The sequence below is a fragment of the Bradyrhizobium sp. UFLA06-24 genome, from assembly GCF_054967145.1.
On record NZ_JADFUE010000012.1, the window covers coordinates 122,144 to 135,788 of the forward strand.

Below are 13,645 nucleotides of genomic sequence, written 5' to 3' on the forward strand. Positions count from 1 at the left end.
TAGGGTGGGTAAAGGCGCGGTAGCGCCGTGCCCACCATCTCTCTCGATCGCAGAAAATGCGTGGACACGCTTCGCTTTGCCGACCCTACGAGACCGTTTCCCGCGAACAGCGGGGACGACTTCACCCCGGCCCATGACCATTTGAGTCCGCGTGCCTATATTGCCTGATCCTTCGAATCAGGCAGACCATGCGCGTTTTCAGCGTTCCGCTCTCAGTTCCGTTCCTGCGCACGATCGTCTCGGCTCTGCTCGACGGGCGGCTGGTGGACGGATTCGAGGCGCGCAAGGAACCGGCGCGGCTGGCGGATGCCACGCTCTACCTGCCGACGCGGCGCGCCATGCGCGTCGTCCGCGAGATCTTTCTCGACCAGATGAAGGCCGATGCCGTGGTGCTGCCGCGCATCGTCGCGCTCGGCGACATCGACGAGGACGAGCTCGCCTTCGCCGACGAAGGCGAGCAGTTTTCCGGCGCCACGCCGCTCGAGATTCCGCCGCGGCTCGGCGAGCTGGAACGGCGCCTGACACTGGCCCAGCTCGTTGCCGCCTGGGCCAAGGGCCCCGTGCTGGCGCCGCTGGTGGTCGGCGGCCCCGCCTCGACGCTGGCGCTGGCCGGCGATCTCGCCCGCCTGATCGACGACATGGTGACGCGCGGCGTCGCATGGAGCGCGCTCGACGGCCTCGTGCCCGATATGCTCGACCGCTACTGGCAGCACTCGCTCGACTTCCTGCGCATCGCGCGCATCGCCTGGCCCGCACATCTTGCCGAGATCAACCGGATCGAGCCGGCGGCACGGCGCGATCTGCTGATCGCCGCGGAAGCCAAACGGCTGACCGCGCATCCGAATGGCCCGGTGATCGCGGCCGGCTCGACCGGCTCGATGCCGGCGACCGCTAAGTTTTTGCACGCGGTCGCTTCGCTGCCGCATGGCGCGGTGGTGCTGCCTGGTCTCGACACCGATCTCGACGAGGATGCCTGGCGCAGCATCGGCGGCAGTAGGGACCTGCTGGGCATCACCGAGAATCCCACCTCGAACCATCCGCAATATGCCATGCATGCGCTGCTGGATCGCTTCGGCATCAAGCGCAGCGATGTGGAGATTCTCCAGCCGCCGGCGGACGACGGCCGCGATCTGCTCGCGTCCGAATCGATGCGCCCCTCCGCCAAGACGGAAGTCTGGCACGACCGGCTGAAGCAGCCCGATGTCGCAGCGAAGATCGCTGGCGGCATGAAAAACCTCGCGGTGGTCGAAGCGCCCAATCCCGAAATGGAAGCGCTCGCCATCGCCATCGCGATGCGCGAGGCGCGGCATCTGGGCAAATCGGCGGCGCTGGTGACGCCGGACCGCGCGCTGGCGCGGCGGGTGATGGCCGCGCTGACGCGATGGGACCTTGCCTTCGATGATTCCGGCGGCGACGTGCTGATGGAAACCTCGGCCGGCGTGTTCGCGCGCCTCGCGGCCGAGGCGGCGACCAGGGGCTTGGAGCCGCCGACGCTGCTGGCGATGCTGAAACATCCGCTGTGCCGGCTCGGTCGCGCATCGGGCGCCTGGAAGGCCGCAATCGAGGACCTCGAGCTTGCGGTGCTGCGGGGCACGCGACCGCCTGCAGGCACAAGCGGTCTCCTGCGCGAGTTCAACCGCTTTCGTGAGGAGCTGGCAAAGCTGTGGCGCAACGAGGCCTCCGCGCTGCACGCCGCCGAACCACGCGCTCGCCTCAAGGCCGAGGATCTCGACCGCATCGCGGCGCTGATCGACACGTTGCAGAAGGCGTTGGCGCCGATCGAAAGTCTCGCGGCATCGAAGCCGTTCGACTTCGCCGAGCTGGCGCATCGCCATCGCGAGATCATGATCGCGCTGTCGCGCGACGAGCAGGGCGTTCCGCTCGCCTTCGAGGAGCGCGAGGGCCTTGCGCTTGCCGGCGCCTTCGACGATCTCTTGCGCGGCGGCACGACCAGCGGCCTGATGGTGACGCTGCCCGACTATGCCGACGTCTTCCAGACCGCATTCAGCGACCGCGCCGTGCGCCGGCGGGACAAGCCGGGTGCGCGCCTGCAGATCTATGGCCCGCTGGAATCGCGCCTGATGCAGGCCGACCGCATCATCATCGGCGGGCTGATCGAGGGCGTCTGGCCGCCGGCGCCGCGCATCGATCCCTGGCTCAGCCGGCCGATGCGGCACGAGCTCGGGCTCGACCTGCCGGAGCGGCGTATCGGCCTCTCCGCGCACGACTTCGCCCAGCTGCTCGGCGGCGACGAGGTGATTCTCACCCATTCGGCCAAGGCCGGCGGCGCGCCCGCCGTGGCCTCGCGCTTCCTGCACCGGCTTGAGGCCGTCGCGGGCGACGAGCTCTGGAAGGCGGCTGTCCGCGCCGGCGAGAAATACGTGCGGTTCGCGGGCGCGCTGGATCAGCCCGATAAGGTCGAGCCGGTCAAGCAGCCCGAGCCGCGCCCGCCGCGCGCGACGCGGCCGCTGAAGATGTCGGTGACCGCGATCGAGGACTGGCTGCGCGACCCCTACACGATCTATGCGAAATATATTCTGCGGCTGGATGCGCTCGATCCCGTCGACATGCCGCTCTCGGCCGCCGATCGCGGCTCGGCGATCCACGATGCGATCGGCGAATTCACCGAAAGCTATGCGACGCGCCTGCCCGACGATCCCGCCCGCGTGCTCCGGGCGATCGGCGAGAAGCATTTTGCCCCGCTGATGGAGCGGCCCGAGGCGCGCGCGCTGTGGTGGCCGCGCTTCCAGCGCATCGCGCGCTGGTTCGGCGAGTGGGAGACGGCGCGACGCGACGCGATCGAAGCCATCACCGCCGAGACGCGCGGCCAGATCTCGATCCGGCTCGACAATGAGCGCAGCTTTATCCTTTCCGCGCGCGCGGACCGCATCGAGCGGCGCCAGGGCGGCAGCTATGTCATCCTCGACTACAAAACCGGCCAGCCGCCATCAGGCAAGCAGGTCCGCATGGGCCTGTCGCCGCAGCTGACGCTGGAAGCGGCCATCCTGCGCGAAGGCGGCTTTCCCGACATCGACGCTGGCGCCTCGGTGAGCCAGCTCGTCTATATCAGGCTGAGCGGCAACAATCCGCCGGGCGAGGAGCGCATCCTCGAGCTCAAATACAAGCCGGGCGACGAACCGCAGCCACCAGATGCGGCCGCCACCGAGGCGCGCGCCAAGCTGGAGGCACTGATCCGCGCCTTCGAGGACGAGAACCAGCCCTACATCTCGCTGAACCTGCCGATGTGGGCGAACCGCTACGGCACCTATGACGACCTTGCCCGGATCAAGGAATGGTCCGCGGCCGGCGGCCTGGGGATCGAGGAATGGTGAAGGCCCCGCGTCCCATTCCGGATGAAGTGCGCGCACGGCAGGCGCGTGCGTCCGACCCGACCGCGTCGGCCTTCGTGTCGGCCAATGCCGGCTCCGGCAAGACGCATGTGCTGGTGCAGCGCGTGATCCGCCTGCTGCTGTCGGGCGTTCCGCCGGAGAAGATCCTCTGCATCACCTTCACAAAGGCCGCCGCCGCCAACATGGCCGAGCGCGTGTTCACCACGCTTGGCCATTGGGTGACGCTTGACGATACCGCGCTCGACGCCGCGATCCGCGCGGTGGGCATCCCACATCCCGATCGGAAATTGCGCCGCGAAGCACGAAAGCTGTTTGCCTGCGCGCTGGAGACGCCGGGCGGGCTGAAGGTGCAGACCATCCACGCGCTGTGCACACGCTTGCTTCAGCAATTCCCGTTCGAGGCCAACGTGCCCGCGCGTTTTTCCGTCATGGACGATCGCGACCAGAATGACATGATGGAGCGCGCCAATCTGAAGGTGCTGCTGGAGGCCGCCCGGGAACCTGACAGCGTCACCGGCCGTGCGCTGCTGACCGCAATGGCGAGCGCGGCCGATGTCACCTTCAAGGAGGTCGTGCGCGAGGCGTGCCTGAGCCGCGACCATTTCATGGCGTGGACCGACGAGGCCGGCAATGCCGGTGCAGCGGCCGAACAGATGGCCGCCGTGCTGGGTGTCGATCCGAACGATGGCATCGAGGATGTCGAGACAGAGATCCTCGACGGCCCATTCCTGCCGCGCTCGCGCTGGGACGACATTGCGTTTGCGCTCGAGGAAGGCAGCAAATCCGACAACGATCAGGCGAGCCGGCTCCGCGAAGCCAAGGCGTTCTCCGGCGCCGCGCAGGTCGATGCCTATCTCTGCGTCTTCCTCACGGACGAGAAGGTGCCGCGCAAGGCGGTGTTGACCAAGAAGTTCGGCGAGCACAATCCGTCGGTCGCGCGCCTGTTCGAGAACGAAGCGTCTCGCCTCGGCGGATTGATCGAGAGGCGCCGCGCCGTGACCATGCGCGACCGTACCGCGGCCCTGCTGCATATCGCGACCGCCGCCGCCGCCAACTACCGCCGCGAGAAGCAGGAGCGCGGCCTGCTCGACTACGACGATCTCATCGACAAGACACTGGCGATGCTCGACCGCATCTCCTCGGGCTGGGTGCATTACAAGCTCGACCGCGGCGTCGATCACGTCCTGATCGACGAAGCCCAGGACACCAGCCCGCGGCAATGGGACATCGTCGCGCACATCATCTCGGAGTTCACCGCCGGCGAAGGCGCGCGCGACGGGTTGAACCGCACCGTCTTCGCGGTCGGCGACGAGAAGCAGTCGATCTTCTCGTTCCAAGGCGCAGCGCCGCACGAGTTCGACGCGCGCCGGCGCGAGCTGCATCGCAAGTTCACGGCGGCCGGTCTGAAGTTCGATCCCGTTGCCTTCACCTACTCGTTCCGCTCCGGCGCGACGATCCTGCACTCGGTCGACCACGTCTTTCGTGATCCCCAGATCTACAAGAGCATCCATGCGGTCGAGATCGGCCATCCCCTGCACAATGCGCTCGCCGATGCCGGCCCCAGCGTGATCGAGCTGTGGGACCTCGCGGAGGCCGACGACCGGCAGGAGATCGAGGGCTGGCGCGCGCCGTTCGACGGCGTCGCCGTCACCAGCCCCGAGGTCAAGCTCGCCCGCCGCATCCAGGCCGAGATCAAGCGGCTGGTCGAGAGCGGCACGCTGACGGGTCACGAAGGCGAGCGGCGGCCGCTGCGCTATGGCGACATGCTGATCCTGGTGCGCCGGCGCGGCAACGCGTTCGATGCCGTGATTCAGGCGCTGAAGCACGCCAACATCCCGGTCGCCGGCGCCGATCGCCTCAAGCTCACCGAGCATATCGCGATCATCGACCTGATGAACCTTGCGGATGCGCTGCTGCTGCCGCAGGACGATCTTGCGCTGGCGGTGGCGCTGAAGAGTCCGCTGTTCGGGCTCGATGAGGACGATCTGTTCCAGCTCGCTCATGCCCGCAAGGGATCGCTGCGCCGCGCGCTCGGCGAGCATGCGGCGGACAGCGAGAAGTTCGCGACCGTGCTGCGGCGGCTTGAAGCGTGCGAGATCCGCGCGCGCGAGGAGACGCCGTTCGCCTTTTATGCATGGCTGCTCGGCGGCGACGGCGGCCGGGCGCGCATCCTGCGCCGGCTCGGCCATGAAGCCAACGACGCGCTCGACGAATTCCTGGAGCTGGCGCTCAATTACGAGCGCAAGGCGCCGGCCTCGCTGCAGGGCTTCATGGCCTGGCTGCGCTCGGCCGACACCGAGGTGAAGCGCGACATGGAGATCTCGCGCGACGAGGTGCGGGTCATGACCGTGCACGGCGCCAAGGGCCTCGAAGCTTCCGTCGTGTTCATGGTGGACACCACGTCGTCGCCCGCGGACTCGCAGCGCGTGCGCCTCATCCACGTGCCGCGCGGCAATGGCGGCGAGGTCGTGGTCTGGGCCGGCCGCAAGGCCGATGATCCCAAGCCCGTCGCGGACGCGCGCAGGGCCATGCTGGAAGAGACCGAGGACGAATATCGCCGCCTGCTCTATGTCGCGATGACGCGCGCGGCCGACCGGCTGATCGTCGGCGGCTGCATGCCCGGCAACATGCGGACCGTGCGCAAGCTGAGCTGGTACGATCTGATCGACACCGGGCTGTCCGGCTCGGGCCTGGCGAAGGAGACGATCGAGACGCCGCTCGGCAAGGTCACCCGATTCGCCCGCCCCGAGGACGTCGTTGCGCTCGGCCCGCCCGCGACCTCAATAGAGCATTCGGTCACGCTGCCGGACTGGCTGCGGACGCGCGCACCACGCGACATGATCGAGGACGATCCGGTGCGCCCGTCCGGCCAGGCGGCGGAGGAAGGCCGCAGCGTGCGATCAGGCGAATCGGTGCAGTCGCGCGCATTGGCGTTGCAGCGCGGCACGCTGGTGCACCGTCTCCTGCAATCCCTGCCCGACATGGCCGTAGAACGCCGCCGCGAGGCCGCGCTCGGCTTCATGGCGCGCAATGCCTCGGACTGGGCGGAGGCTGAGCGCGTTGCGCTCGCCGACAAGGTGCTCGCCCTGATTGCCGAGCCGCGCTTTGCAGCCGTGTTTGCCGCGGGCAGCCGGGCCGAGGTCGCCATTGTCGGCAAGCTCGACCGGCCCGGGCGACCGCCGGCGCTGGTGTCGGGCCAGATCGACCGGCTGGTCGTTCGTCCGGAGGAGGTTTTGATCGTCGATTTCAAGACCAACCAGGCCGCGCCCAGGACCGCGGCCGAGGCGCCCGCCGCCTATGTCCGGCAGCTTGCGTTGTACCGGGCGGTGCTGTCGCGGCTTTATCCCCAAAAGCCCATCCGCGCCGTCCTTCTCTGGACCGAGGCCCTTGAATACATGGAGATTTCGCCCCCCGCGCTGGACGCGGCGCTGGCATCCGTTCATCTCGGTGTGAGCGTCCTTGACCCGGCAAGGGGCCGTTCATAGGTTGACGCCATGATCCCCGGCGCGATTCCAGGTCGCGCCGATTCTCTTTCAACCGAATGAGGTACTCCAATGGCCGTTGGCAAGGTTTCCGACAGCGATTTCGAAGCCGAAGTGCTCAAGGCGAACGGCCCCGTGGTCGTCGATTTCTGGGCCGAATGGTGCGGCCCCTGCCGCATGATCGCGCCCGCCCTCGACGAGATCGCCGGCGCGATGGGCGACAAGGTCAAGATCGTGAAGCTCAACGTCGATGAGAGCCCGAAGACCGCCTCGAAATACGGCGTGATGTCGATCCCGACCCTGATGATCTTCAAGGGTGGCGAGATGGCCTCCCGCCAGGTCGGCGCCGCGCCGAAGGCGAAGCTGCAGCAGTGGATCACCTCTGCGGTCTGATCCACCCGCGCCACTAATTATTTTCGACAACGGCCGGCGAAATGCCGGCCGTTTGCGTTGAGGGAACGTGTCCTGCGTGTGATGAGTCCCGCCCTTGCCTGCCCCTCCCGCAAAACGCGCGCGAAAATCGGCTTCGCTGGTCGCGATGGAGGCTCGTTCCGTCGATGCGATCCCGCGGGGCAAGGAGTGGCAGTACGAGCCGAAATGGGACGGCTTTCGCTGCCTGCTCTCGCGCGAGCGCGGCCACGTCGATCTCCGCTCGAAGTCCGGTGAAGATCTCGCGCGCTATTTTCCTGAAATCGTCGCCGCGGCGCTGAAGCTGAGGGCGGACCGGTTCACGCTCGACGGCGAGATCGTCGTGCCGCAGGCCAAGGGCTTTTCCTTCGACGCACTGCTGCAGCGGATTCATCCGGCCGCAAGCCGTGTGACGAAACTCTCGCAGGAAACGCCGGCGCTCTATCTCGTCTTCGATCTGCTCGCGACGGCCAAGCAGCGGGAGCTTGCCGGGGCGCCGCTCAGCGAGCGCCGGCCGGCACTGGAGGCCTTTGCGAAGACCAATCTGAAGAGCAGCCTGTTTCGCCTCTCGCCTGCGACGACAAGCTTCGCCACGGCCCAGAAATGGCTGGCGCAATCCGGCGGCGGCTCGGACGGCGTGATCGCCAAGCGCATGGACCTGCCCTATCAGGCGGGAAATCGCGACGGCATGCAGAAAATCAAGAAGTTTCGCAGCGCCGATTGCGTGGTCGGCGGCTTCCGCTATGCGACCAACAAGATCTCGGGGAGGAAGGTGGTCGGCTCACTGCTGCTCGGACTCTACGACGACAAGGGCCTGCTGCACCATGTCGGCTTCACCTCCGCGATCAAGGCGGCTGAAAAGCCTGCCCTGACCGACCGGCTGGAAGCGCTGATCGGCGAACCCGGCTTCACCGGCAATGCGCCGGGCGGGCCGAGCCGCTGGTCGACGGAACGTTCGGCGAAGTGGTGCCCGCTCGAGCCGAAGCTCGTCATCGAGGTCTGCTACGACCATTTCAGCGGCGAACGTTTCCGCCACGGCACCTCGATCCTGCGCTGGCGTCCGGACAAGGCGCCGCGACAGTGCACGTTCGAGCAATTGAAGCAGAAGGTGGCGAACCCGATGAAGATGTTGAAGTGATGCTCCTGCCCCGGACGCAGCGCGAAGCGCTGCTGAGCCGGGGCCCATGTTGCGGCATTCTGAGTCCCGGCTCTGCGGAGCAGCGTTGCACGCTGCACCGCGTCCGGGACAAGAAAGCTCATGCAGGAGGCGTGCCGTTGAGGCCGAGCACGTGCCCGGCGAGATAGAGCGAGCCCGTGATCAGAATCCGCGGCGGCACCTCGTAGGCGAGCCGCGACAGCGCGCGCAGCGCGGCCTCGATGCCGGGCGCGATCTCGACGCGCATGCCGAGGCTGCGGACCGCGTCGGCGAGACGATCGACCGGCATCGCATTCTCGGTGTCGGGTATCGGCACCGCGACGATGTGACGGGTGAGGCCGGCGAAATTGGCGAGGAACGCCTGCGCGTCCTTGTTGGCCATCATGCCTGCGATGACGACCAGCGGCCGCGAGACCCGCTCTTCGAGATCGCCGAGCGCGGCGGCGGCGACGCGGCCGCCTTCGGCATTGTGGCCGCCGTCGAGCCAGATCTCGCTCCCCTGCGGTCCCCAGGAGAGCAGCTCGCCGGAGGTGAGACGCTGCATCCGGGCCGGCCATTCGGCACCGACGATGCCGGCCTCGAACGCCGCCTGGTTGACTTTGAAGGTCGGGACTGCGCGCAACGTCGCGATGGCAAGGCCGGCATTGTCGAACTGATGGCGGCCGAACAGGCGCGGCGCCGCGAGATCCATCAGGCCACGGTCGTCGGAATAGACCAGGCGCCCGCGCTCGACATTGACGTGCCAGCTTTCATTGGCGGCAAGCAGCGGTGCGCGCATGCGCCTGGCCTCCGCCTCGATGACCGCCATCGCCTCTCCCCTCTGCTCGGCGCAAACCACGGGCACGCCCCGCTTGATGATCGCGGCCTTCTCGGCGGCGATCGATGCCAGCGTGTCGCCGAGGAAATCCATGTGGTCCATGCTGATAGGCGTGATCACGCAGGCCGCGGGCGCATCGACCACGTTGGTCGAATCGAGCCGGCCGCCGAGGCCGACTTCGAGCAGCACCGCGTCGGCAGGGTTTTGTGCGAACAAGAGGAAGGAGGCAGCGGTCTTGAGCTCGAACAGCGTGGCGGGCTCGCCGGCATTGACGCGCTCGACCTCTTCCAAAGCTGCGCGCAATTCGTCGTCGGAAACGAGCACGCCGCCGCCGACGCGGCCGAGGCGAAAACATTCGTTGATGCGGACCAGATAGGGCGAGGTGTAGGCGTGGACGCGCAAGCCGGCGGCCTCCAGCGTGGCGCGCAAGTAAGCCACCGTGGAGCCCTTGCCGTTGGTTCCGGCGACGTGGATCACCGGCGGCAGCTTGCGCTCGGGATGGCCGAGCCGCTCGAGCAGGCGATGCATCCGCTCCAGCCCGAGATCGATGCGCTTCTGATGCAGGACCGACAACCGCCCGATCACTGCGTCGAGCGGCGACTTTGTGCTGTCGGGAGAGGCGTTCACGCGTGAGGCGCAGCCGGCGCCGTTTCGGGGGCCGATACGATCTGTGCCGGACTGGTGACGGCCTGCGCCGGCTTCGACGCGCTCTCGAGCGCCGGTGCCTTGGTCAGCAGGCGGCAGAGCCGCGCCAGCGTCGGACGCAGTTCGTGGCGATGCACGACCATGTCGACCATGCCGTGCTCTTTCAGATATTCGGCGCGCTGGAAGCCTTCGGGCAGCTTCTCGCGGATGGTCTGCTCGATCACGCGGGCGCCGGCGAAGCCGATCAGCGCGCCGGGCTCGGCGATCTGCACGTCGCCGAGCATCGCATAGGACGCGGTGACGCCGCCGGTGGTGGGATTGGTCAGCACGACGATGTAGGGCAGCTTGGCCTCGCGCAGCATCTGCACCGCGACCGTGGTGCGCGGCATCTGCATCAGCGACAGGATGCCTTCCTGCATGCGCGCGCCGCCCGACGCGGCGAACACGATGAACGGCGACTTCTTCTCGACCGCAAGCTCCATCCCGCGCACGATGGCTTCGCCCGCGGCCATGCCGAGCGAGCCGCCCATGAAGTCGAAATCCTGCACGGCGACGACGACGCCGGCACCTTCGAGCTTGCCGTAGCCGACCTTGACCGCGTCATTGAGGTTCGTGCGTGCCCGCGCGTCCTTGATGCGATCGGCGTATTTCTTCTCGTCACGGAACTTGAGCGGATCGGGCGTGACCTCGGGCAGCGCGATGTCGAACCAGGTCTCATTGTCGAAGATCGACTTCAGCCGCGCCACCGCGCCCATGCGCATGTGGTAGTTCGAGCCGGGAATGACGAACTGGTTGGCCTCGACGTCCTTGTAGAACACGAGCTGTCCGGAATCCGGGCACTTGATCCACAGATTCTCCGGCGTCTCCCGCCGCAGCATGTTGCGGATCTTCGGCCGGACCACATTGGTAAGCCAGTTCATGGTTTGCTCCGATGTACGATCCCCCAAGGGATCGCCTGAAGGACTATATGGCGGCCGGGCCGATGCCCGACAAGCCGCCGTGTCGCCTGCGCCAAAGCGCATGAAACGTAGCGCGAATTATGGCCTATTCGGCCGCCTGTTTCGCAGCTTTGACGCCCTGGGCCAGAGCAGCCGTCAATTCGGCCACGGCGTTAACGGTTTTGGCGGTGGCCCGCCCCTCGGCATCGAGGCTGTTCTTGAGCGCGTCGACCAGCGCGGTGCCGACCACCGAACCATCGGCCTTCTCGGCGATGGCGCGCGCGGCCTCGGGGGTGCGAATGCCGAAGCCAACGCAGATCGGCAAGCCGGTATGCCGCTTGATGCGCGCGACGGCTTCGCCGACAACATTCGCGTCCGCCGCTGCCGCACCGGTGATGCCGGCGATGGAGACGTAATAGACAAAGCCCGACGTGTTCGTGAGCACGGCCGGCAGACGCTTGTCGTCGGTCGTCGGAGTCGCCAGGCGAATGAAGTTCAGGCCTGCCTTCAGCGCGGGAATGCAGAGCTCGTCGTCTTCCTCCGGCGGCAGATCGACGACAATCAGGCCGTCAACGCCGGCCGACTTAGCGTCAGCCAAAAACTTGTCGACGCCGTAAATGTAGATCGGATTGTAATAGCCCATCAGCACCAGCGGCGTGGCGTTGTCGTCCTTGCGGAACGCACGCACCAGCTCCAGCGTCTTCTTCAACGTCATGCCGCCCTTGAGCGCGCGCAGACCCGCGGCTTGGATCGAGGGACCATCGGCCATCGGATCGGTGAAGGGGATGCCGAGCTCGATGATTTCGGCGCCTGCCTTGGGCAGCGCCTTGACGATCTCGAGCGACGTCGTGATGTCAGGATCTCCGGCCATCACATAGGTGACGAAGGCCGCGCGGCCCTGCTTCTTCAACTCGGCAAAACGTGTGTCGATACGCGTAGTCACTTGCTCTTGCCCCTCAGGATGTCGCCGACCTGGGGGACGTCCTTGTCGCCGCGGCCGGAGAGATTGACGACCATCAGGTGGTCTTTCGGCCGCTTCGGCGCGAGCTCCATCACTTTGGCGATGGCATGTGCGGGCTCGAGCGCAGGGATGATGCCTTCGAGCTTCGAGAGCAGCTGGAATGCGGCGAGCGCCTCGTCATCGGTCGCGGACAGATAATTGACGCGGCCGACCTCGTGCAGCCACGAATGCTCGGGGCCAATGCCGGGATAGTCGAGACCGGCCGAGATCGAATGCGCATCCTGGATCTGGCCGTCGGCGTCCATCAGGAGATAGGTGCGGTTGCCATGCAGCACGCCGGGACGGCCGCCGGCGATCGAGGCCGCGTGCAGCTGCGTGAGCCCATGGCCGGCGGCTTCGACGCCAAAGATTTCAACAGAGGGATCATCGAGGAAGGGATGGAACAGGCCCATCGCGTTCGAGCCGCCGCCGATGCAGGCGACCAGCGAATCCGGCAGGCGGCCCTCGACCTCCTGCATCTGCGCCTTGGTCTCAATACCGATGATCGACTGGAAATCGCGCACCAGCGTCGGATAGGGATGCGGGCCCGCCACCGTGCCGATGCAGTAGAAGGTGTTGTGCACGTTGGTGACCCAGTCGCGCAGCGCCTCGTTCATCGCATCCTTCAGCGTGCGCGTGCCCGACTGCACCGGCATCACCGTGGCGCCCAGCATCTCCATCCGGATCACGTTGGGCTGCTGCCGCTCGACGTCGACGGCGCCCATATAGACCACGCATTCCAGGCCGAAGCGCGCACACAGCGTCGCGGTGGCGACACCGTGTTGGCCGGCGCCGGTCTCGGCGATGATGCGCTTCTTGCCCATGCGCCGCGCCAGCATGATCTGGCCGAGCACGTTGTTCACCTTGTGCGAACCGGTGTGATTGAGCTCTTCGCGCTTCAGGTAGATCTTGGCGCCGCCGAGATGCTCGGTGAGGCGCTCGGCGAAATAAAGCGGCGAGGGCCGGCCGACATAGTTCTTGAGATAGCCGTTCATCTCGGCCTGGAAGGCCGGATCGGCCTTGGCCGCGGTGTAGGCCTTCTCGAGGTCGAGGATCAGCGGCATCAGGGTTTCGGCGACGAAGCGGCCGCCGAAGATGCCGAAGTGGCCGCGCTCGTCGGGGCCGCTGCGATAGGAATTTGGTTTGGCGATGTTCATCGAACGCTCAACTCTCGAGTGGCGCGCGCGGCGCGAATGAAGGCCTTGATCAGCTCGGGGTCCTTGACGCCAGGGGCGCTCTCGACTCCGGAGGAGACGTCGACGCCGCCGGCGCGGGTGACGCGCAGGGCTTCCGCAAGGTTTTGGGCATCGAGGCCGCCCGACACCATATACGGGAGATTCAGCTCCAGGTTTTGCAGCAGATGCCAGTCGAACGGCGCGCCCAGACCGCCGGGGCGCGTCGCGTCCTTCGGCGCGCGGGCGTCGAACAGGATGCGGTCGGCGACCGCGGCATAGCCGGGCAGCACGGCGAGATCGGCGGCACTCGCGACCGGCACCGCCTTCATCACCGGGCGGCCAAACCTCTGCTTGATGTCGCGCAGCCGCGCCACGCTTTCCTTGCCGTGGAGCTGGAAGATGTCAGGCGACAGCCCGTCCATGATGTTGTCGAGCGTCGCATCGTCGGCATCCACCGTGAGCGCCACTTTCAGGGCGCGCCGCTTCACCTGCCGGCCGAGATCCCGTCCCGTCTCCAGCGAGACATGCCGCGGCGAGGGCGGAAAGAACACGAACCCCACCATGTCGGCGCCCGCGTCGAGCGCCACCTCGAGCGTCTCGGGCGTGGACAGGCCGCAGATTTTGACGAGCAGGGACATGGTCTCAAAGCAGAGGGAGGCCGCAAGTGGCGGCCG

Annotated in this window: 9 protein-coding genes; 4 read left to right on the top strand and 5 right to left on the bottom strand. The window is 67.0% G+C overall.

All coding sequences use genetic code 11. The annotated features are described in order from the left end of the window. Positions 1-188 precede the first annotated feature (188 nt). The 4 genes from addB (at position 189) to IF809_RS13090 (ending at position 8,378) form a co-directional block, all read left to right on the top strand. Complete coding sequence (addB, locus tag IF809_RS13075) at positions 189-3,332, top strand: double-strand break repair protein AddB (protein ID WP_462837769.1); 3,144 nt, start codon at positions 189-191, stop codon at positions 3,330-3,332. Continuing rightward, the gene (gene addA / locus IF809_RS13080; RefSeq protein ID WP_462837770.1) at positions 3,326-6,835 is read left to right on the top strand and encodes a double-strand break repair helicase AddA; all 3,510 of its coding nucleotides are present in this window, start codon (positions 3,326-3,328) and stop codon (positions 6,833-6,835) included. The genes addB and addA overlap by 7 nt, the downstream gene beginning before the upstream one ends. Positions 6,836-6,904: 69 nt before the next feature. Next, a complete protein-coding gene (gene trxA, locus IF809_RS13085) occupies positions 6,905-7,225 on the top strand; it encodes a thioredoxin (RefSeq protein ID WP_092289405.1) in 321 nt (106 codons plus the stop codon). Positions 7,226-7,370: 145 nt separating this feature from the next. Next, on the top strand, positions 7,371-8,378 hold the full coding sequence (locus tag IF809_RS13090; RefSeq protein WP_128969086.1) for an ATP-dependent DNA ligase: 1,008 nt from the start codon (positions 7,371-7,373) through the stop codon (positions 8,376-8,378). A 118-nt stretch (positions 8,379-8,496) separates the two neighbouring features. Here the strand turns inward: IF809_RS13090 and IF809_RS13095 are convergent, their stop codons facing one another. The 5 genes from IF809_RS13095 to IF809_RS13115 all read right to left on the bottom strand — a co-directional run bounded on the left by IF809_RS13095 (position 8,497) and on the right by IF809_RS13115 (position 13,609). After that, positions 8,497-9,840 (bottom strand): bifunctional folylpolyglutamate synthase/dihydrofolate synthase, encoded by a 1,344-nt coding sequence (locus tag IF809_RS13095; protein WP_128963124.1) that lies wholly within the window; start codon positions 9,838-9,840, stop codon positions 8,497-8,499. Then, entirely contained in the window at positions 9,837-10,778 is a 942-nt protein-coding gene (gene accD / locus IF809_RS13100; protein WP_092289413.1) for an acetyl-CoA carboxylase, carboxyltransferase subunit beta, read from the bottom strand. Before accD ends, IF809_RS13095 begins: the two co-directional genes overlap by 4 nt. Positions 10,779-10,902: 124 nt before the next feature. Further along, positions 10,903-11,739, bottom strand: a complete 837-nt coding sequence (trpA, locus tag IF809_RS13105) for a tryptophan synthase subunit alpha (RefSeq protein ID WP_128963125.1) — start codon at positions 11,737-11,739, stop codon at positions 10,903-10,905. Continuing rightward, entirely contained in the window at positions 11,736-12,953 is a 1,218-nt protein-coding gene (trpB, locus tag IF809_RS13110) for a tryptophan synthase subunit beta (protein ID WP_453981165.1), read from the bottom strand. Before trpB ends, trpA begins: the two co-directional genes overlap by 4 nt. After that, entirely contained in the window at positions 12,950-13,609 is a 660-nt protein-coding gene (locus tag IF809_RS13115; RefSeq protein WP_462837771.1) for a phosphoribosylanthranilate isomerase, read from the bottom strand. The genes trpB and IF809_RS13115 overlap by 4 nt, the downstream gene beginning before the upstream one ends. Positions 13,610-13,645 lie beyond the last annotated feature (36 nt).